At 62.0% G+C, this 19470-nt stretch carries 18 protein-coding genes; 7 read left to right on the top strand and 11 right to left on the bottom strand.

The genetic code is table 11. The features are described from left to right. Positions 1 to 28: 28 nt before the first annotated feature. The 6 genes from EEB13_RS09375 to EEB13_RS09350 all read right to left on the bottom strand — a co-directional run bounded on the left by EEB13_RS09375 (position 29) and on the right by EEB13_RS09350 (position 7032). Positions 29 to 1048, bottom strand: a complete 1020-nt coding sequence (locus EEB13_RS09375) for an ABC transporter ATP-binding protein (RefSeq protein ID WP_141485105.1) — start codon at positions 1046 to 1048, stop codon at positions 29 to 31. A gap of 8 nt (positions 1049 to 1056) precedes the next feature. After that, positions 1057 to 2055, bottom strand: coding sequence for an ABC transporter ATP-binding protein (locus EEB13_RS09370; protein ID WP_033236997.1), 999 nt, complete (start codon positions 2053 to 2055; stop codon positions 1057 to 1059). Between the two features lie 52 nt (positions 2056 to 2107). Further along, complete coding sequence (locus tag EEB13_RS09365) at positions 2108 to 3676, bottom strand: ABC transporter substrate-binding protein (protein WP_033236996.1); 1569 nt, start codon at positions 3674 to 3676, stop codon at positions 2108 to 2110. A gap of 90 nt (positions 3677 to 3766) precedes the next feature. Next, on the bottom strand, positions 3767 to 4669 hold the full coding sequence (locus EEB13_RS09360) for an ABC transporter permease (protein ID WP_141485104.1): 903 nt from the start codon (positions 4667 to 4669) through the stop codon (positions 3767 to 3769). Further along, on the bottom strand, positions 4666 to 5619 hold the full coding sequence (locus EEB13_RS09355; protein ID WP_033236994.1) for an ABC transporter permease: 954 nt from the start codon (positions 5617 to 5619) through the stop codon (positions 4666 to 4668). The genes EEB13_RS09360 and EEB13_RS09355 overlap by 4 nt, the downstream gene beginning before the upstream one ends. 366 nt (positions 5620 to 5985) lie before the next feature. Continuing rightward, positions 5986 to 7032 carry a ferredoxin--NADP reductase gene (locus EEB13_RS09350; RefSeq protein ID WP_045064797.1) on the bottom strand — a complete coding sequence of 349 codons (1047 nt, stop codon included), beginning with the start codon at positions 7030 to 7032 and terminating at the stop codon, positions 5986 to 5988. A 139-nt stretch (positions 7033 to 7171) separates the two neighbouring features. Here EEB13_RS09350 and EEB13_RS09345 point away from each other — a divergent pair, with 139 nt between their 5' ends. The 4 genes from EEB13_RS09345 to EEB13_RS09330 are packed head-to-tail and all read left to right on the top strand — an operon-like array spanning position 7172 to position 11308. Next, a complete protein-coding gene (locus tag EEB13_RS09345; protein WP_141485103.1) occupies positions 7172 to 8578 on the top strand; it encodes a class I adenylate-forming enzyme family protein in 1407 nt (468 codons plus the stop codon). Beyond that, positions 8559 to 9464 carry an acyl-CoA dehydrogenase family protein gene (locus EEB13_RS09340; protein WP_033236991.1) on the top strand — a complete coding sequence of 302 codons (906 nt, stop codon included), beginning with the start codon at positions 8559 to 8561 and terminating at the stop codon, positions 9462 to 9464. The genes EEB13_RS09345 and EEB13_RS09340 overlap by 20 nt, the downstream gene beginning before the upstream one ends. Then, complete coding sequence (locus tag EEB13_RS09335) at positions 9451 to 10539, top strand: acyl-CoA dehydrogenase family protein (protein ID WP_141485102.1); 1089 nt, start codon at positions 9451 to 9453, stop codon at positions 10537 to 10539. Before EEB13_RS09340 ends, EEB13_RS09335 begins: the two co-directional genes overlap by 14 nt. 1 nt (position 10540) lies before the next feature. Then, positions 10541 to 11308 carry an enoyl-CoA hydratase/isomerase family protein gene (locus tag EEB13_RS09330; RefSeq protein ID WP_033236989.1) on the top strand — a complete coding sequence of 256 codons (768 nt, stop codon included), beginning with the start codon at positions 10541 to 10543 and terminating at the stop codon, positions 11306 to 11308. A 60-nt stretch (positions 11309 to 11368) separates the two neighbouring features. Here EEB13_RS09330 and EEB13_RS09325 read toward each other — a convergent pair whose 3' ends face one another. Next, on the bottom strand, positions 11369 to 12262 hold the full coding sequence (locus EEB13_RS09325) for a TIGR03619 family F420-dependent LLM class oxidoreductase (protein WP_116103663.1): 894 nt from the start codon (positions 12260 to 12262) through the stop codon (positions 11369 to 11371). A 194-nt stretch (positions 12263 to 12456) separates the two neighbouring features. Beyond that, the gene (locus tag EEB13_RS09320) at positions 12457 to 13218 is read right to left on the bottom strand and encodes an SDR family NAD(P)-dependent oxidoreductase (protein ID WP_033236987.1); all 762 of its coding nucleotides are present in this window, start codon (positions 13216 to 13218) and stop codon (positions 12457 to 12459) included. 52 nt (positions 13219 to 13270) lie between these two features. Here EEB13_RS09320 and EEB13_RS09315 point away from each other — a divergent pair, with 52 nt between their 5' ends. From EEB13_RS09315 to EEB13_RS09305, 3 genes are read left to right on the top strand one after another with little or no spacing between them, the layout of a single operon-like run. Further along, positions 13271 to 14734, top strand: a complete 1464-nt coding sequence (locus tag EEB13_RS09315; RefSeq protein WP_045064786.1) for a class I adenylate-forming enzyme family protein — start codon at positions 13271 to 13273, stop codon at positions 14732 to 14734. Further along, positions 14727 to 15866, top strand: coding sequence for a thiolase family protein (locus tag EEB13_RS09310; protein ID WP_033236985.1), 1140 nt, complete (start codon positions 14727 to 14729; stop codon positions 15864 to 15866). Before EEB13_RS09315 ends, EEB13_RS09310 begins: the two co-directional genes overlap by 8 nt. Positions 15867 to 15913: 47 nt before the next feature. Further along, positions 15914 to 16792, top strand: coding sequence for an ArgK/MeaB family GTPase (locus tag EEB13_RS09305; RefSeq protein WP_033236984.1), 879 nt, complete (start codon positions 15914 to 15916; stop codon positions 16790 to 16792). Between the two features lie 9 nt (positions 16793 to 16801). Here EEB13_RS09305 and EEB13_RS09300 read toward each other — a convergent pair whose 3' ends face one another. The 3 genes from EEB13_RS09300 to EEB13_RS09290 form a co-directional block, all read right to left on the bottom strand. Continuing rightward, a complete protein-coding gene (locus EEB13_RS09300) occupies positions 16802 to 17833 on the bottom strand; it encodes a dihydrodipicolinate reductase (protein ID WP_230590429.1) in 1032 nt (343 codons plus the stop codon). A gap of 90 nt (positions 17834 to 17923) precedes the next feature. Beyond that, positions 17924 to 18748 (bottom strand): acyl-CoA thioesterase, encoded by an 825-nt coding sequence (locus tag EEB13_RS09295; protein ID WP_141485101.1) that lies wholly within the window; start codon positions 18746 to 18748, stop codon positions 17924 to 17926. A 56-nt stretch (positions 18749 to 18804) separates the two neighbouring features. Continuing rightward, positions 18805 to 19461, bottom strand: coding sequence for a TetR/AcrR family transcriptional regulator (locus EEB13_RS09290; protein WP_230590427.1), 657 nt, complete (start codon positions 19459 to 19461; stop codon positions 18805 to 18807). Positions 19462 to 19470: the final 9 nt, after the last annotated feature.

The raw sequence follows: 19470 nt of genomic DNA, 5'->3' as shown, positions 1-19470 counted from the left end.
CAGAAGTAATGCAGCTGGCAAGTCGAGATCACCCGGCGACGCTGTCCACCGGAAGGTTCTTGCTCACCGAAGCCAGGGGGAAGTGACACGCTGCGAACTGGCCGGGACGAACCTCTCTCATCTCAGGTTCCTCCGTAACGCAACGTTCCTCGACCTGGGGACAACGGGTGCGGAATCGGCATCCACTCGGCGGTGAAAGCGGCGACGGCACATCCCCTTCCAGCGCTGGCCCGGCAAAGCCCTTCTCCGGATCGGTCAGCGGTACGGAATCGAGTAGTGCGCGGGTGTAAGGGTGTGCGGGGTCGTCGTAGACCTCGACGGAGTCGCCGAACTCGCAGACTTTGCCCAAGTACATGACCATGACGTTGTCGCTGACCGTTCGCACCACACCGAGGTCGTGGGCGATGAAGACAACGGTGAGGTCGAACTCGCTCTTGAGTACCTCGATGAGGTTCAGGATCTGTGCCTGCACGGAGACGTCGAGTGCGGAGACGGGTTCGTCGCAGATCAACAGTCGTGGGCTCAGCGCGAGTGCGCGCGCGATCGCTACACGCTGTGCCTGGCCGCCGGAAAGTTGGCGCGGCAACATCTCTGCGAACCGCGTACCGGACAGGCCGACCTGTTCGAGTACCGATGCCGAGGTGGTGACTTTTTCTGCGGTGGGGGCGCCGGCGACTGCCATGCCCTCGACGACGATGTCCTTGACGGAACGCCGCGGGTTCAGCGACGCTACCGGATCTTGGAAGATCATCTGCATGTCGCGGCGCAGTTTACGCATCTGCGATTCGTCGGCGTTTTCGATCCAGTCCTCGCCGAAGCGGATTCGGCCTGCGGTGACTCGGTCCAGACGCAGAACTGCGCGTCCGGTGGTGGACTTTCCGCAACCGGATTCGCCGACGATGCCGAGGGTTTCGCCGGGCAGGACGTCGAAACTGATCTTGGATACGGCCTGAACGGTTCCGGAACTTGTGTGGTATTCCACGACAAGATCTTGAACACTCAGGAGAGCGTCGTCGCCCCGTAGATGGGCGCTACCACTACCAGCCATGAGATTCTTTACCTTCCGGACATTGCCGACGCCGGAACGGCGACCGGGTTGAGGCACGCCACGTCATGGTCTGCGCCAACTGATTCCAACTGCAGGCCGGGAGTGGAACACTCTGCGACGGCCTGACCGCAGCGTGGCTCGAAGCGGCAACCCTCGGGTGGGGATGTGGGGTCGGGGAGCGATCCGTCGATCAAACGCAACGGTGAGTGGCGTTCGTGGTCGATGGTGGGCGTTGCTCCCAGGAGGGCGTGGGTGTAGCGGTGGCGTGGCTCGTCGAATACTTCTCGGGTGGAGCCGATTTCGGCGATCTTTCCGGCATACATGACGGAGACGCGGTCGGTTCGGCCGGCGACGACAGCCAGGTCGTGGCTGATCAGCAGCATCGAGGTGCCACGTTCGCGTTGGATGCGTCGCAGCAGGTCCAGGATCTGGCGCTGAATCGTCACGTCCAATGCCGTGGTGGGCTCGTCGGCGATCAACAGATCCGGCTCGCACGCGAGTGCGATCGCGATCATGACGCGTTGGCGCATGCCGCCGGACATTTCGTGGGGGTAGTTGCTCAGACGTCGTTCGGGGTCGGGCACCCCGACCTCCTTGAGGAGGTCGAGGGCCCGACTGTGAGCTTCGGAACGGCTGACTCCGAGATGGCGGCGCATCCCTTCGGTCATCTGTCGTTCCACTTTGACTACAGGGTTGAGTGATCTGCCCGGATCTTGGAAGACCATGGCGATCTGGTTGCCCCAGATCTCGAGCTTTTCCTTCTTCGTCAGCGACAGTAGATCGCGTCCTTGGAACGTGACTTCCCCTGATCGGCCCGAACGCGGTGGCATCAGGCCCATGATGGCCCGTGCCATGACGGACTTGCCGGAGCCGGATTCACCGACGATTCCCAGTGCTTGACTTCGGTCCAAGGTCAAGGAGACCCCGTCCACGGCACGCACGATTCCGCGTGGTGTGCCGATGTGGGCACGTAGGTTCCTCACTTCGAGGAGTGGCTGAGAGTTCATGGTGATCCGGCCCTTTGATCTGTAGTCGGCTACTGCGTCGAATTGCTTTCGGCTACTTCGCGATCCACATAGCGTCGGTGAGCGGCGAGCCCGAGCCGTACATGGTGACGCCCTGTACGTCCTTGCCCGTCACGGTCGACGGTGCTGCGCGGATGTACCAGAGTCCGACGGTGAGGTCGGCGAGGCGCTCCTGCACGGTCGTGTACGCGGCCTTGCGCTCGTCCTGCGACTGCGAGGTACGGCCGACATCGAGTGCGTCGCTCAGTTCCTGATCGTCGACACCGATGATGTTGCCAGGGGACTTGTTGTGGAAGGTCGACCACATGGAATCCGGATCCTGGATGATCGCGGAGGAGATCACCATGTCGAAGTCCTTGGTGCCCATCTTGGCGGTAGCGGCGGCGTAGTCGACCACGTCGACCTTGGCCTCGACGTTCTTGTAGGCGCTCAACTGTGCCTGCAGTGCCTCGCCGGCGGTCTTGCTCTCGGCCGTCGGGTACGACGTGAAGGTGAACGAGACAGGCTTGCCTTCAGCGGCGAGCTCGTCGAAGAGCTTCTGCGCTTCGGCCTTGTTGTACTCGCCCAACTTGATGTCCGCGTAGAACGGGGAGGATTCCTGGAACAGGGTCTCCGGGACCTCGCCCTTGCCGCTGTAGACGACGGTGTTCATGGCGTCGAGGTCAACTGCGAGTGACACTGCACGACGGGCACGCTCGTCGTTGAAGGGGGCGCGTCGGAAGTTCATGGACAAGTACTGGCCGCCGCCCATCGGAACGATTTCGGTCGGGAAGCCCGCGGTCTCGGCGGTATCCAACGTCTGCCAGTTCGATTCGTTGATCAGATCAGCGCCACCGGTCGAGAGTGTGTTGTAACGCTGATTGGTGTCAGCGGCCACACGGATGGTGAGGGTATCCAGGTACGGGCGCGGTGCGTCGTAATACGTGGGGTTCTTTGCCAATTCGATGGAGTCCTGCCGCGCCCACTTGGTGAGCGTGAACGGTCCGGCACCGATGGGGTTCTCGTCGAATCCGGCCTGACCCTTCTGCAGTGCGGCCGGTGAGGCGATCCAGTTCATCGAGCTGGCGATGAGGGTCTGCGAGTAGTGCGGGGTAGGCGTAACCATCGTGACCGCGAGGTTGGCCGGATCGACGACGCTCAAATTGGCGATCTGTGCGACGTAGCGAGCAGACGTCGAACCGAGAGCCGGGTCCTTGAGACGCTCCCAGTTGAACTTGACCGCCTCGGCGTCGAGGGGTGTTCCGTCCGAGAACTTCAGGTTCGGGCGAAGTTTCAGGTTGAACGTGGCACCACCGTCGGCGGTCGAGAAGTCCTCGGCCATGGTGTATGTGACGTCAAGGGTCTTGGTGTCGTTGATCATCAACGTGCCGTACAGCGAGTTGCCGAGGATGCCCTGGTGTGCCCAGGTGTTGGACAGCGTGGCCGGGTCGAGGGACCGCGGCTCGCCCGCCATGATCGCGCGGCCGGCACCGCCGGATACGGGATCGCCTGCAGCCGTGGTGCCCTCGTTGCTGCTGCCGGAATCGGAGCCGCAGGCGGTCAGCACGAATGCTGCGGTACACACCATCGCGACCGCTGTCAGTAAGCGTCTTTTTCGGATCATGGAAAGCCCTCTCAGGTGGAACGTGGAAATGAGTACGTCGTGTCGAGCGGGAAAACGGTCTTGGTCGTTCAGTCGTGCAGTCCTCGAGGTTCAGTCGTGCAGAGTGCGGTCGAACTTGTTGCGGAGGAAGTCACCTGCCTGATTGAGGGCGAACACCGTGAAGAAGATCGCCAACGAAGGAACGAAGACCAAGTATGGGTAGTCGGCAATGTAGTTCTTGCCGTCGCCGATCATTCCGCCCCAACTGGGCTGTGGCGGTGGGATTCCCAGGCCGAGGAAGCTCAGTGAGCCTTCGGCGACGATCAGGGCGGCCATGATGATCGGAAGGAACGCAGCCAGGGGAGCGAGGACGTTCGGCAGGATTTCCTTGAACAGGATTCGCCAGTGGCCGGCGCCCATGTTCCGTGCGGCCCGGACGAATTCCCTCGAGCTCCACGACATTGTGTTGGCTCTGGCCAGACGGATGAATCCGGGGATCACGACCAAGGTCAGTCCGAGCAGCATGGTCGGAATGGAGGGGGTCAGGACGGACGCCAGCGCCAGCAGCAGGATCAACGGCGGGAATGCGAGCATCGCGTCGGCAAGGAGGGTCACGCCGGAATCGAGACGCCTACCGAAGTAGCCGCCGATCAGGCCGATGAAGGAGCCCACCACAAATCCGATCAATCCGGCTACAGTGCCGACAAGGAGCGAGACACGGGCGCCGTAGATGATGCGGGAGAGCATCGACCGCCCGAGGGTGTCCGTCCCCAGTAGCAGATCGAGGGATTCGAACGACGGTGAAAGGCGCGGTGCGCCAACCGGAACGGAGTAGGAGGCAATGGGCAGGACATTTGCCAGCGCCGCTGCGAGAAGCACAGTGACGAGCCAACCGAAGGAGAGGTACACCAGAATGGATCGTGACTTCTTCGCCGGTGGCACCAGAGGTGCCGGCGGGTCCGACGGTTGCTCGTCCTGCGAGCCGGTCCGGTCTTCGACTACTGATCGCGTCATGCTCCGACAACCTTCCTGACCCGTGGGTCGATCAATCCGTAGCTGAGGTCGACCAGGGTGTTGATACCCACGTACACAATCGCGATGAAGACCACGATTCCCTGGACCATGATCACGTCGCGCGACGTGATGGACGAGGAGATGAGCTGTCCCAAACCGGGTAGACCGAAGAGTGTTTCGACGATGACGGTGCCACCGATGAGTCGACCGAGACTGATGCCGGCAACGGTGATCAGGGAGAACGACGACGGTCGGAGCGCGTGCCGGAACATCACGTACCACCCGGGCATTCCCTTCGCCCGAGCCGCTGCCACGTAGTCCTCGCGCAGGGTTCCGATCAGGTCGGTGCGCAGCAGACGGTGGAATGCGGCGATCTCGGTCAACGCGATTGCGATCGCGGGCAGCAGTGCGCTCTGGAGGTTTGCACCGAGGCCTTCGCTCATACGCGACCAGCCTGTCACCGGGAAGAGCTGGAATTTGATCGCGAAGTAATAGATCAGGACCGGGCCGGCGATGAACGCGGGAACCGAGAGGCACACAGCCGAAACGACATTGATGCCGCGGTCGAGCTTGCTTCCTGGGCGCGACGCGGAGGCGACGGCCATCAGAACGGCAACAACCAGAGCAATGATCAGGCCCATAGCGGCCAACTGCAGAGTGACAGGGAGGCGCTCGACGATCGCCTCGCTGACTGACTGTCCGGTGAGCGGCGAGGTTCCGAAGTCTCCGCGGAATGCGTCACCGAGCCAATTGAAGTACTGAGTCCAGACGGGAACGTCGAGTCCCATCTTTGCTTCCATCGCCGCAACGGCCTCGGGGGTAGCGTTTTCACCCAGGATCACCTCGGCGGCAGACCCGGGTGCCAGGCTCAACAGCAGAACAGCTGCTGCCGCTACCAACAAGACGACCACCAAGCTGCGGCCTACACGCCTCGTAATTGTGAGAATCATCCAACTCGACTTTCATCATGCAAGCGCGGCCAAAGTTCCTTGTATGCAGAGATTTTGGACTGTTACGAAGCTTGCGTGTGATTATGCGCACTCTTGGCGCACCTGGATTTGTTGTAATATATTCAATGATCGCTGCGAATAGCAAGAGAAACCTGGATCGAACTCCCGTTGGTGCATTTCGACGTTCGCCGATTTCCAGTTAATGATCTTGTAATTCAACAGGATTGAGGGTCGTCAAAGTAGCGCCCTCAGCGTGTCTGCCGAAATTGGGCGCGGCGATGTTGCTCATGTCGGCGAGCTGATGGCCCCGAGCGAATGCGTCAATTCTGTTGTTTTACAACGACTTTTGGCCTGGAATCTCCTGTCTCACTCGTATTTCACCGTGATCGACTCGGAGTCGGGTATTGCCTGGCAGGTCAGAACGTAGCCGTCCGACACCTCCTCGTCGGTCAGTGCGTCATTGATTCTCATCACGGCGCTTCCCGAGGTGACGTGTGCCATGCAGGTTGCGCAGTTTCCGGCTTCGCAGGAGAACGGCGGCGTAAGTCCAGCGCGCCGAGCACTTTCCAGCAGAGTCTCGTTGGGGTGTCGTGGTACCGAGGTCTTCTTTCGCCCGAGAACGATGGTCACTGTTCCGGTGACTTCGGTGGAAGTTGGTTCGGTAGCGGCAGATTCACCCGTGCTCACCGGTTCGGCCGCAATCGGTTCGGCCACAATCGGTTCGGCCGCACTGCCGAATCGTTCGCTGAAGACGCGGCCCGGTCCCGGTAGGGCCGATTCGATCAGGTCCATGAAGGGTTCGGGGCCACACAGGTAGCTGTCGGCGCCCACGTGCTTGCCGACAAAGTCGAGTACTGCGGCCTTGTCGAGGAATCCGTTCTTGTCGTCGAGGTGGCGTGTGACGGTGAGCCGACCGGGGTAGCGGTCGACGAGTTCCGAGAGAACGCGCTCGAAGATCATCGAGTCGTGATCACGATCGGCGCACAGAAGGTGAACCTCGCGATCGGTGGTGGCGAGAGTGGTCTTGGCGAGCGACAGGATCGGGGTGATGCCGCTGCCGCCGCTGAACCCGAGCAACGGCGCCTCGGATTCGCGAAGGCGAAACGTGCCGGCCGGCCTGGTGACGACCACCTCGTCACCTTCGGAGACATTGTCGTGTAGCCAGTTCGAGACCTTGCCTCCGGCAACACGTTTGACGGTGGTCATCAATTCGTTGTCGGTGTCCGGTGAGCTCGACATCGAGTACGAGCGGAACAGTTCGGTGCCGTCGACCTCGACGCGGAATGTGCAGAACTGCCCGGCGCTGTAGGTGAACGGACCGTCTGCCGGAGCGAGAACAAATGTACGCGCGTCGGAGCTCTCTTTGACGATCCGGGTGACGGTCGCTCGTTGGAACAACGGTGGTCTCGCCATGGCTACCTCCTGCTGATATTGAGATTCTATAAGTTTGAGAATACTATTCTCTCAAACGAGATAGGATCTTCTCAATGAAGCATTTGTACACGCGAGACGGGGGATGCGCTAGCCCCCATCCCCCAGTGAGGAGCCAAGGATGAGCGGGCAGAGCGTCCTTGTGTTCGACGAACAGAAATACAGCCGAGACGAGCTGGAGGCGCTTGCCGACGCGCTTGCATCGCGATTGGTTCGGGATGGTGTCACTGCTGGTCAACGCGTTGCTCTCATGTCGTCGAATCGTCCGGAGTTTGTCGTCGCGGTACTTGCGATCTGGCGCGCGGGCGCCGCTGTCGTGCTGATCAGTCCGGTGTGGAAGAGCGTCGAGGTTGCGCACGCACTGGCGACAACGAGCCCCGTGTATGCAATCGGAGACAATCCTGTGCTCGCGGAACTGATGCCGATGCTGAGCCTTGACGAGTCGGTCTCGTGCAGCGCCGATACCGAAACGTTCGGCGAGCCCGATCCCGCGTCGGATGCCGTTCTCGTCTTCAGTTCGGGAACAACCGGCTTACCCAAGGCGGTCCGGCACACTCATGCGTCGTTTGCCGTTGCCGTCGAGCAGTGGCGAGACGTGCTGGAGCTGACGGAACGCGATCGCATGCAGATCGTGACTCCGCCTTCACACATACTCGGGCTGCTCAACATCGTGACGGCACTCGAGTCCGGTGCATGGCTGCGGCTTCACCGCCGATTCGATCTCGATACGATGCTGCACCACATCGAGGTAGACCGGATTACCGTCGAAATGGCCGTGGCGCCCATCGCTCTGGCAATCGCCTCGCATCCGAAACTCGAATCGTACGATCTCTCGTCGCTGCGCTACATCATGTGGGGCGCAACGCCGGTGACACCCAGCGTTGCCGAGGAAGTCACGCGGCGAACAGGTGTCGGGTGGATGCCGGCGTACGGTGCCAGCGAGCTGCCCGTCATCGCGTGCAACCCCGTCGAGGGTGCACAACTCGACAGCGTGGGGCGTGCGGCACCGGGCGTGAGCCTTCGAATCGTGTCCACCGAAACCGGCGAGGTGCTCGGCACCGGCGAGACCGGAGAAATCCAGGCACTGTCGGCTTCGGTCATGGCTGGGTATCTTCCCGACGAGGAAACCGCCGGTGCGTTCGCCGGCGGTTGGTACCGCACCGGTGACGTCGGACATCTCGACAACGACGGTTGGCTGCGAATCACCGACCGCCTCAAGGAAATGATCAAGGTTCGCGGCTTCCAGGTAGCCCCGGCCGAGATCGAAGCAGTCCTCCACGGACACCCCGACGTCGCGGATTGCGCGGTGTTCGGAATCCCCGACCCGAAAGACGGCGAAGCGATCGTCGCGGCTGTCGCGACAAGCGGCTCGATCGGGGAAGTGGAACTCATGGAACTCGTAGCCGGCCGGATGGCCGGCTACAAACGCCTGCGGCGAGTGGTGTTCGTGCCCGAAATTCCTCGCCTGCCCTCCGGCAAGGTGTTGCGCCGAGAACTCAAGGAGCGCTATGGACGTACGTCTGACTAATGAACAGCGGCAGCTGCGTGACGCTGCCGCAAAACTGGCCGACGATTTGGGACCGGGTTCGGTCCTCGATTTGGAGGACGGCTCTCGCATCGCTCGTCTGGAGAAGGCGGTGGCCACAACCGGCTGGCGTTCACTCCGCTCGGACGGAGCGTCTGGCGTCGAAGTTGCTATCGTCGCAGAGGAATTCGGCCGCGGACTGGTCGACGTTCCATTTCTCGGACCGGTGCTTGCCGACGATCTACGTCGTCATGTCGCCGATGATCAGCTCACGTGGGCAATAGCTGTCGGTGACGAGGCGGTCGACGCGACCGGTCTCGACCACGCTCTCGTCTTGCGTGAGAACAAGGCATTTGCCGGCCGCGTCGGACCGGTAGCTGCAGGCGCCGATCTGACCAGAGGTTTTGCCGAGTTGCTCGATCCGACGGATTCCCTCGGGGAGATATCGACGGACGACGTGACGCGGTGGGAGGCACTTGCGCTCGTCGCTACCTGTGCCGATCTGGTCGGCACGGCGCGGGGCGCTCACCATGTTGCGACCGAGTACGCCAAGGTCCGTGAGCAGTACGGCACGGCGATCGGGTCGTACCAGGCTGTTGCACATCTGCTGGCCGAAGGCCTCGCGCTGATCGAAGGATCGGTGAGTGTGCTCCGGTACGCGGCGTGGGCCGTGGACGAGCTGCCGCCGACCGAGGCGATCGCAGCGGCGCGGATCGCAAAGATCTACTGCGCACGGGCAACTCGAACCGTGTGTGAAACCGCAGTGCAGGTGCACGGCGGAATCGGCAACACGTGGGAGTGCCTCGTGCATGTGTACCTGCGGCGGGCATTGACGTCCACCGAACTGTTTCCCGTAAGGCTGGAGGAGATCGACCTTGGACTTTCGTGATTCGCCGGAAGAAGCCGCTTTCCGAGACCGACTGCGGTCATGGGCAGCTGAGCGGGCAAAGACATTCCCGAGCTCGGGAGACGAGTACTGGGCACGGCAGGGCGAGTGGCATCAGGCGCTCTACAGCGGCGGATTCTTCGGCGCATCGTGGCCCAAAGAATATGGCGGACAGGAACTGCCGCCCGTCTACGACGTCATCGTCGACGAGGAACTGGCCATAGCGGGTGCTCCGCCTCGGCCCAGCCTCGGATACCTGGTGCACGGACTCGGCAGGCACGGCAGTGAGGATCTTCGGCGTCGTTTCCTTCCCGGAATGATCAACGGCACCGAACGCTGGTGCCAGGGATTCAGTGAGCCAGGTGCCGGTTCGGACCTTGCCTCGCTCACGACCACCGCCGTCCGTGAGGGCGACGAGTACGTCATACACGGCCACAAGATCTGGACAAGCTACAGCGATGTCGCCGACTGGTGCCTGCTCTTGGCGCGGACGGAACCCGATGCAAAGCGTCACCGCGGACTGACCGCATTCATCGTCTCGATGGACCAGTCCGGTATCGAGCAGCGTCCGCTCAAGATGATGAACGGTGTCACCAAGGAGTTCGGCCAGGTGCTCTTCGACGGTGCTCGTGTGCCGGTCGATCAGATGGTCGGTGCTCCCGGTGAAGGCTGGGCGTTGGCCATGACGGTTGTCGGGCACGAACGTGAACCCTCCACGCTGGGCTATGCGGCGCGCTACGGCAAACTGGTCCGCCAGCTCGCAGCCAGGAGCGACGGACCGCCGTCGACGGAATTAGCTTGGGCTGCAGTGGAAACGGAGATGTTGCGGCTACACGTGCGTCGCCGGTTGTCCGAGCAGTTGGACGGACTCTCCCACGGTTCTGAGGGCTCGCTCGACAAGCTCCTGATGACCTGGGTGGATCAGGCCGTCGGGCACGCAGCGTTGACGGAGGCGGGTAGCCGCGACACCGAGATGCTCGGTTCGTACCTGTACAGCCGCGCCCAGAGCGTCATGGGTGGGACATCACAAATTCAGAAGAACATCATTGCCTCGCGCATTCTCGGATTGGGAGTTTGACATGTACGACATGCCCGAAGAGATTGACGTCCGCGCAGAAGGCTCGCTGCGGATCATCACTCTCAATCGACCGGACGCGCTCAACGCCGTCAACGACAGTCTGCATACCGGCTTGGCGGAGTTGTGGCCACGGCTCAGCGCGGATCGTGACGCCCGTGCCGCAGTACTCACCGGCAACGGTAAGGCTTTCTCGGCGGGTGGCGATTTTGCCTACCTCGCAGAGTTGGCCGAAGACTCCGAAATGCGGGCTCGCACAATCGCGCACGGTCGTGATCTGGTGCTCGGAATGGCTCGGTGCCGTGTCCCCGTGATCGCGGCTGTCAACGGCCCGGCCGTCGGCCTGGGATGCAGCCTCGTTGCACTGAGCGACATCGTCTACATCGCAGAATCCGCCTACCTGGCCGACCCGCACGTACAGGTCGGACTGGTTGCCGCCGACGGTGGACCGCTGACGTGGCCGCTGCAGATCAGTCTGCTGCTGGCAAAGGAATACGCATTGACCGGGACGCGCATCGGAGCGGAGAAGGCCTGCACGCTCGGCCTGGCCAACCATGTGTCGCTCGATCCACTTGCCGACGCCATCGAATGCGCGAAAAAGATTGCCTCGCAGCCGCGTCAGGCCGTCGAGAGCACCAAGCGACTGCTGAACATGCACCTCGAGCGGGCGATTCTCGCGACACTCGACTTTGCGACGACGGCCGAAGAGCTGACATTCCAGAGCGAGGATTTCCGGGACAACATCGCGAAGCTCACCGCCGTCAAGAGCTGAATCGGAGAAAGTGGAAGAGGCTGGGCACCAGGGGATCTGTGCCCAGCCTTTTCTTTCACGTCACAGGCACTTGGAGACGATCTCTTCGGCGAACTTCTCGATCGGCGCTCGGTACTGCTCCGCGCTTCCCTTCAGGTGCGAGTGGTCTCCGCTGTGCTGGAGGTCCCAGTTGGCCCACGGTGAGCACATGACGCCGGTGATCCCGATGTCTTCTGCCCGCTTGTACAGGTCAGGTGTCCGCTCGTCGAACAATCCGAGAATGATCTCGAAAGGCTCGTTTTCGCGTCCGTATTCGCGGCGGTAGCCCTTGATTCGGTCGATCCACACTGTGGCTTCTTCGAGCGTGTACGCGGTCCCGACCCAGCCGTCGCAGTAACGTGCTGCGCGTTTGAGGGCGGCAGCGGATTCGCCGCCGCAGAGGATCGGGACCGGGGCAGGCGGGTGCGGTTCGATCATCATTTCCGGGATGTCGTAGTACTCGCCTTTCCACGACACCCAGCCGCCCTTCCAGAGGGCCCGCAGTGCCTGGATCATTTCGTTGAGTCGTGGTCCACGGTTGTCGAAGTCCTGGCCGAGTAGTTCGAATTCCTCACGCATCCAGCCGGCTGAGAGTCCGATGGACACGCGTCCGTTGGACAGTGCACCCGCGGTGCCCACCTGTTTGGCGACCTCGAGGATGGGGCGCGCGGGAGCGATGTAGACGTTGTTGCCGAAATGCAGGTTCTCCGTCACCGCGGCCATTGCGCCGATGAGAACCCAGGCATCGGGCCACTCGGTGTCGGGTTGCCAGTACGGCACGCCGCTTTCCGTTGCCGGATAACGTGTTTTGAGTTCACGCGGGAAGATGAGGTGGTCCGATACGAGGACGCCGTGGTAGCCGTTTTCGTCGAGCATCTTTGCGACGGAGGGCATCTCGGCGGTGTTCATGAAGGCTGTGCCGGTCCAGAATTTCATGCTTCTGCCCTACGCTGGCCGCTGGTTGTCGAATGTATGGAAGTCATGCGGACACAGTATGGGACTGGCATTCAAGTTGTCGGATAACCAGAATCTTTGATTGTTATTGCAGAACAAAGGTTTTCATAGTGTTTCGCGAACGGTCGGGGGCGTCGCACTGGCGTCGACGCCCCCTGGCGTCGCGGTCCGGCAATTTACTTCGGGGGGAACCGCAGTGCGCCGTCGAGGCGGATGACCTCGCCGTTGAGGTAGTCGTTCTCCACGATCGAGGAGACCAGCGTGGCGTACTCCGGCGAGCGGCCCATGCGCTGGGGATGCGGAACCTGCGGTCCCCAGTACGCCTCGAGCTGATCGCCGGCCTTTCCGTATGCGGGCGTCAGGAAAGTGCCGGGAGCGATCGTCACGACGCGGATGCCGAGCGGCGAGAGGTCGCGTGCGGCAACAAGAGTCATGCCGACAACGCCGCCCTTGGCTGCGGAGTATGGCAGCTGGCCGATCTGGCCTTCGTACGCGGCGATGGACGCCGTGTTGATGATGACGCCGCGCCCACTCTCGAGAGCCTCCTGACGACCCATCGCTGCTGCCGACAGGCGCATCACGTTGAACACCGAGATCAAGTACGAATTGATCGTGGTCGTGAACGCCTCGAGGCTCATGGCGCTGCCGTCCTTGCCGACCAGGCGGCCGCCACCGGCGGGGCCGCCGTGGCAGTCGACCGAGATGCGCAGCGGACCCAGTGATTCGGCTTCGGCGATTGCGGCAAGAACGCTGTCTTCGTCGCCGGCATCGGTGCGGACGTATCGAACGCCGAGTTCGCGTTCGAGTTCCTTGCCCTTGTCGTCGGCAACGTCGGCCACGACGACCTTGGCTCCCTCCGAGTGGAGACGGCGAACCGTAGCCTCGCCGAGCCCTCCGGTGCCACCGACGACGATGGCGGAACAACCGTTGATCTGCATTTTGATTTCCCTTCTTGCAAGTATTGATCTCTGTTGAGAGAATAATGTTCTCATGAACATCACCATGATTGCAGAAATGGCCGCATCGAGTTGCGATCGGGCCGTAGTGACCGTCGAAAATCGGTCATTGACCGCCGCGCAACTCCTTGCCCTTGCCCGCCGCGCCGCCGACCGATTCCGGCAATACCCTGCCGTGCTCTACCTCGGCACCAACCACCTCGCGTACCCCGTCGCGCTGTTCGGCGCCGCGATGGCCGGGGTTCCGTTCGTGCCACTCAACTACCGATTGGGCGATCAGCAGTTGACTGCCCTGATCGACCGCCACCCCGGTGCACTGGTGCTGCGTCTCGACGATCTCGACGAACTGATCGACATCGAAGCGATACAGCAGGATTCGGCCGAATCCGAAGCTCCGGCTCCATCCGATGCTCCGGCTCCACAGTGGGACGGTGACAGCGTCGCCGCAATCATCTACACCAGCGGAACCACCGCTGATCCCAAGCCCGCGATACTCCGGCATCGGCATCTACTTGCTTACGTGCTCAACACCATGGAGTTCTCGTCGGCCGACGAGAGCGACGCGTCGTTGGTCTCTGTTCCGCCGTACCACATCGCAGGTCTGACGAACCTGCTCTCCAATCTCTACACCGGGCGTCGGATCGTCTATCTGGCCGCTTTCGACGCCAACGTGTGGCTCGACACCGTCCGGAGCCAAAGCGTCACTCACGCAATGCTCGTTCCCACGATGCTGGCGCGTGTTGTCGCCGAATTGGGGGAGAACGATGCAAATACTCCCTCGCTGGCAAGTTTGGCGTACGGCGGATCGAGAACACCCCGGCCGGTACTCGAGCACGCGCTGCGAAGCTTCCCGGATACCGGATTCGTCAATGCCTACGGACTCACGGAGACAGCGTCGTCGGTGGCAGTTCTCGGCCCCGACGATCACCGGATTGCGTTTGCCTCTACCGATCCGGCAGTGCGTGATCGTCTCGGATCGGTCGGAAAAACGCTGCCGGGCATCGAAATCGAGGTGCGCAGCGAGGACGGTGATCCGGTCGGTGCCGGGGTTACCGGCCTGGTGTTCGTTCGAGGCGAGCAGATTTCCGGTGAGTACGGAAATCGGAGCGTCCTCGACGAGAACGGCTGGTTCGCCACGCGTGATCTCGGCCGACTCGACTCCGACGGTTTCCTGTTCATCGAGGGGCGCGCGGACGACACCATCATCCGAGGGGGTGAGAACATCGCCCCCGCAGAAATCGAGGACGTGCTTCTTGCGCATCCCGCCATCATCGAGGCTGCTGTGATCGGCGTTCCGGATCCTGAATGGGGACAGCGGATAGTTGCTGTTCTCGTCGGTGAGGTCGATCAGGCAGAGATCAAGGCGTGGGTCAAGGAACGACTGCGTTCGTCCAAGACTCCCGACATCGTCGTGTTCCGACACGAACTCCCGAAGACCGAAACCGGAAAACTACTGCGCCGCGTTCTGCTGGCCGAATTGGAGAACACCCATGCCTGAAGCAATTATCGTCTCCGCTCTGCGAACCCCCATCGGTACCGCGGGTAAGGGAACGTTGCGAGACACCACCGCTCACGACCTCGCGCACCATGTCGTCGCGGCGGCAGCAGAAACTCTCGACGCGAGTCAGATCGACGACGTCATGCTCGCCGAGGGACTGTACGGCGGCGGCGTGATCGCCCGCCACGCGGCAATTACCGCGGGCCTGACTACGGTGCCAGGCCTGGCACTGAACCGGCACTGTGCGGCTAGCCTGGGCGCCGTGCAGGCCGCTGCAGGGTCCATCCGTTCCGGGATGGACAAGCTGATCATCGCCGGTGGCGTCAACTCCTCGTCGACCAGCCCGCGGTCGTTGTTCCGCGTCGACGGCGAATTTGTGCCGTGGATGTCCCCGACGCACCCGGATCGCCCCGATGCGCCGAACAAGGACATGTCGATCACGGTGGGCTGGAATGCCGCGGTGAAGGCCGGAGTCTCGCGCGAGGACATGGACGCGTGGGCTCTGCTCTCGCACCAGAAGGCAGTGAGCGCCATTGACGAGGGGCGGTTCAAAGAAGAGATCGTGCCCATCAGCACACCGCACGGACTCTTCTCCGTCGACGAGCATCCGCGCCGTGAGACGAGCCTGGAGAAGCTCGGCTCGCTCAAGGTGCTGCACCCCGAGATCGAAGGCTTCAGCATCACCGCCGGAAATGCGAGCGGCGCCAACGATGCTGCTGCGGTTCTCACCATCGCCAGCAGCGATCTGGGGATGCCTGGACTGGGAACGGTAAAGTCGTGGGCATCCGTCGCGGTCGATCCCGCATTCACGGGTCTGGCTCCTGTCGAGGCAATTCCGAAGGCGTTGGCACGCGCGGGAATGTCGTTGGCCGACGTGGATCTGTTCGAGATCAACGAGGCGTTCGCAGCTATGTGCGTGGCGACGATCAAGATGCTCGGAATCGATGCCGATCGTGTAAATGTCAGCGGCAGTGGATGTTCTCTCGGGCATCCCGTGGCAGCCACCGGTGCGCGCATGCTGGTGACCCTGGTGCACGAGCTGCGACGCCGCGGCGGTGGAATCGGTGTGGCAGCTATGTGCGCCGGTGGCGGTATGGGTTCGGCGGTTGTCATCGAGGTTCCGGCTCCGTGATGTCGACTCCGGATATCGACTGGCACCGAGAGGTATTCGAGTAATCGATGACGGTCATTACTGTTGCAACGATCGAGGATCTTGTCACCGCGGCGCGCTCAGGTTCACTGCGCGCCGCGGGTCGGCTGTTGAGTCTGGTCGAGAGTAGTCGGAGAGAAGAAGTTCTCGACATCGTCGGCTCACGACCGGTGCGGGTGGTCGGAGTGACCGGTCCGCCGGGCGCAGGCAAGTCGACCACCATCGCAGTCCTCGTGCGGGCCTACCGTCAGCGCGGACTGCGGGTTGCCGTTCTTGCGGTCGATCCTTCCTCGCCGTACAGCGGCGGGGCATTGTTGGGCGATCGAATCAGGATGGCAGAGCACATCGACGACGCCGACGTCCTCATCCGCTCGGTGGCCACTCGCGGTCACCTGGGCGGTCTGGCCGTTGCCGTACCCGCAGCGATCCGCCTCCTCGCGGCGCTCGACTACGATCTGATTCTGCTCGAATCGGTGGGCGTCGGGCAGTCCGAAATCGAGATCTCGGCCATCGCCGATCCCGCAGTGGTCGTTCTCAATCCCGGTGCGGGGGATGCAGTTCAAGCGGCCAAGGCCGGACTGCTCGAGGTTGCCGACATCCTGGTAGTGAACAAAGCGGATCGAGAGGGCGCGGATCAGACCGTCCGGGACTTGCGCGCCGAGGCCGGCGTCCCCATTCTCAAGCTGATTGCGTCCAAAGGTGTTGGTGCGGAAGAACTGGCTGATGCCATCGACGCTCACCAGCGTGCAGACACCCTTGCCCGGCGAACGGCTCGGGCAAGGGTGCAGATTCTGTCGTTGGCGCAATCGAGGTTGCGTGCCCACGCAGACCTCGACGAACTTGCCGCTGCCGTCGCAGCGGGCCGCAGCGATGCGTACACCGCTGCGGCGCGACTGCTCGGAACGTAGGAAAGCCAGCTAGCTCAGATGCGCGACAATCTGCGGAAGATCGTGTGTCGTACGAATTCCCGGAGCTGCATCACAGACAGAAGGAATGGCGTTGACTGCCCGGTTTGCCGTGTAGGCCGGGGCGGTCTCGCTCATCCTCTCCAAGGGGATGGGGAAACGAAGATCGATGTCGAGTGGCGCATCGCCGTCGACGTCGATGTGCCAGCCGGTGTCACGAATCTTCCAATCCACGTCGAGTTCGCTCGAGCAGTACCACGTTGCGCAGAAGCTCAGCAGTTCTCGGCCGGCATGTTTGCCGCTCACGGTGATCCGTTGAGCGGCAACGGTGCCCGCCTCCAGGGTTCCCGCTGCGATCTGGACTGTAGTTCGGGTGGTGGCCAGCTCGCCGTGGGCGTCGACGGAGTCCAGCGGCATACCGATCGACTCGGCGACCAGCTGGAGAGACGGACCGAAGTTCGACTTCACGTGTGCGATTCGGTTCTCGTCGAAATCGGTCGGGGTGAGCCCGAATCCCATGACATCGAAGAGTATCCCGGGTGAATTACGTTGGGAGAGATCGGCGAATTCACTGATCGCGAGGTGGTTCAGGCGACGTTGAATCGAGCTCAACACCAGGGGGAGTGCCTCGGTCACGAATCCGGGACTGCTGCCGGTGCTGTGGATCGACGTTCCTCCGGTTCGGCACGCGGCTTCGATCCGCTCGCGCAGTGCTGGGTCCATGCCGGCAGGGTAGTGAAATTCTCCACGAGTGGTGACGATGTTCGAGCCGGCCGCGAGAATGCGGCATACTTCGTCGGCGTCGAACTGGCGTGGCATGTACAGCACACAATCCGCGGCCAGTCCGATGACGTCGTCGATGCTGTTGGTGGCCACCACCCCGGCGTCGTCGATACCGCACAGTTCACCGGCGTCTCGACCGGCCTTGTCAGCCGAATGCACGTATACCCCGGCCAATTCCAGATTTGAATGTTCGATGACGCCGCGCAACGAGCGGGTGCCGATGTTGCCGGTCGCCCACTGAACCACCCGGTAGGGTCTCACGGCAGAGATTCTCTGAACAGAGCTGTCGGACAGTGTATTTGAACTCATGTCACACCTAACTGATCGGTCGGTGCTACCGAGAATCGGTTGTCACGGTAGGCGGAGCAGGGCTTCCTGTGCATACGAGGCAACGAGGTTGCCGTCCTCGGAGTACACGTCGCCGCGGCCGAAGCAGCGCCCGTGAGCAGTCACGGGGCTGTCCTGACGCAGCAATAGCCACGAGTCGGTCGTGAAGGGTCGGTGAAACCACAGATTGTGTGAGGTGACTGCGGACGTGAAGGTGGTTCCGTTGCCGAGTTGGCTCAATCCGTCGACCGGGCGTAGGGCGGTGCCGATCAGCGTGAGGTCGGTGGCGTAGGTGGCGATGGCGGGCGCGAGGTTCTGGCTGACCGGTGGGGTGCGCATCCACATTTCGAACTCGGGCGCGCCGATGTCGGTGGAGTTGAGGTCGACGTCGGTGCGTATTTCCCACGGGATCAGGTCGACGTCGGTCCGGAACTCTTCGCCGAGTGGCGACGCAATTGTGTTCTCTGACTGACGATCCGGGCCGTCCTCGGGAGCATGCATTGAGATCAGGGACGTGGCGATGACGCCTTTGGATTGGCGCGCAATGATGGTCAATGTTGCGAAGGAACGGCCTTCGTGTTGACGCGTCACTTCGTAGCGGACGGTTTCGTCGGCGCTGCCTTCCCTGGCAAACAGGGAATGAAGCGACTTGATGCTCTTGTTCGGACAGGTCAATTCGGCCGCGCGGACGAACTGACCGAGAATTTGCCCGCCGAAAAGTCGGTGGTACGTCAAATGCAGGTTGGGACCCTCGAAAACGAGGGTTGTCGCATTCTCGTCGGTATCAGTTCGTCCGGTCTGCGGTTGCAGGTCGAGGCAGGCGAGGAGGTCGTTCCATAACTCGGACATCGGCCGAGTGTATATAAAATTTCCTCAATTGAGAATGAAGTTCTCAATCCTGTTTTTCAGCCCTTGTGTGCGAACCCCTGTGAACAGAAGGCCCAGACCTCGTCGGAGGAAATGGGATGGACGGTCGCGTCGTCCGGGGCGCCGCTGGACTGCGCAATGAACATCACCGTCTGCATGGTCATGGCGGCAATTCGGCGGGGGTTGACGCCCTCGCGCAACTGTCCGGCTTCGCTCACCTTTTCCATCAGTTCGACGAAGAACGCGAGAAGCGAGGAGTGGGCAACCTTGACCTCGGCCGGATGCGACAGCAGCAACTGGGGGGCGAAATCGGTGAACAGCGGACGCTGCGCAGCCGGGTCGGGGCGACAGAACTCGAAAAGAAGCTCGACGGCGATCTTGAGTTGGTCCATCGGTTCGGATGTACCGGCGGTCGCTGCACGGATCTGTTCGGCGCTACGGCTCAGGGCGTCTTCGAACAATGCCAACAGTAGTTCGTGCTTACCGTCGAATTGGAGGTAGAAGCTACGCAAGGACAGTTTGGACCGGTCGACCACCTCTTGCACGGTGAAGTCGGTGGTGCCTTTTTCGGTGATGATCGACTGTGCCGCATCGAGAAATCGCTGCACGCGTTGCTCTGCGCGAAGCTTTGCGGTCTTGATGGAACGCTCGACCGACCGTTGCTTCCATGCCGGCTCTTCGCTGGGCGTGGTCACCACTGCACC

It is taken from the genome of Rhodococcus sp. WS3, assembly GCF_003797085.1.
Lineage (GTDB): Bacteria > Actinomycetota > Actinomycetes > Mycobacteriales > Mycobacteriaceae > Rhodococcus_F > Rhodococcus_F globerula.
The sequence above is the reverse complement of the archived record's forward strand: the minus strand, read 5'-3'. Positions and strand labels throughout refer to the sequence as shown.

Bases quoted from the DNA above. Each gene is read 5' to 3' on its own strand.
- EEB13_RS09360 (WP_141485104.1), bottom strand. From the start codon at position 4,669: ATGACGCGATCAGTAGTCGAAGACCGGACCGGCTCGCAGGACGAGCAA.
- EEB13_RS09310 (WP_033236985.1), top strand. From the start codon at position 14,727: ATGCCTGAAGCAATTATCGTCTCCGCTCTGCGAACCCCCATCGGTACC.
- EEB13_RS09320 (WP_033236987.1), bottom strand. From the start codon at position 13,218: ATGCAGATCAACGGTTGTTCCGCCATCGTCGTCGGTGGCACCGGAGGG.
- EEB13_RS09325 (WP_116103663.1), bottom strand. From the start codon at position 12,262: ATGAAATTCTGGACCGGCACAGCCTTCATGAACACCGCCGAGATGCCC.
- EEB13_RS09350 (WP_045064797.1), bottom strand. From the start codon at position 7,032: ATGGCGAGACCACCGTTGTTCCAACGAGCGACCGTCACCCGGATCGTC.
- EEB13_RS09295 (WP_141485101.1), bottom strand. From the start codon at position 18,748: ATGTCCGAGTTATGGAACGACCTCCTCGCCTGCCTCGACCTGCAACCG.
- EEB13_RS09330 (WP_033236989.1), top strand. From the start codon at position 10,541: ATGTACGACATGCCCGAAGAGATTGACGTCCGCGCAGAAGGCTCGCTG.
- EEB13_RS09305 (WP_033236984.1), top strand. From the start codon at position 15,914: ATGACGGTCATTACTGTTGCAACGATCGAGGATCTTGTCACCGCGGCG.
- EEB13_RS09345 (WP_141485103.1), top strand. From the start codon at position 7,172: ATGAGCGGGCAGAGCGTCCTTGTGTTCGACGAACAGAAATACAGCCGA.
- EEB13_RS09370 (WP_033236997.1), bottom strand. From the start codon at position 2,055: ATGAACTCTCAGCCACTCCTCGAAGTGAGGAACCTACGTGCCCACATC.
- EEB13_RS09355 (WP_033236994.1), bottom strand. From the start codon at position 5,619: ATGATTCTCACAATTACGAGGCGTGTAGGCCGCAGCTTGGTGGTCGTC.
- EEB13_RS09375 (WP_141485105.1), bottom strand. From the start codon at position 1,048: ATGGCTGGTAGTGGTAGCGCCCATCTACGGGGCGACGACGCTCTCCTG.
- EEB13_RS09340 (WP_033236991.1), top strand. From the start codon at position 8,559: ATGGACGTACGTCTGACTAATGAACAGCGGCAGCTGCGTGACGCTGCC.
- EEB13_RS09315 (WP_045064786.1), top strand. From the start codon at position 13,271: ATGAACATCACCATGATTGCAGAAATGGCCGCATCGAGTTGCGATCGG.
- EEB13_RS09365 (WP_033236996.1), bottom strand. From the start codon at position 3,676: ATGATCCGAAAAAGACGCTTACTGACAGCGGTCGCGATGGTGTGTACC.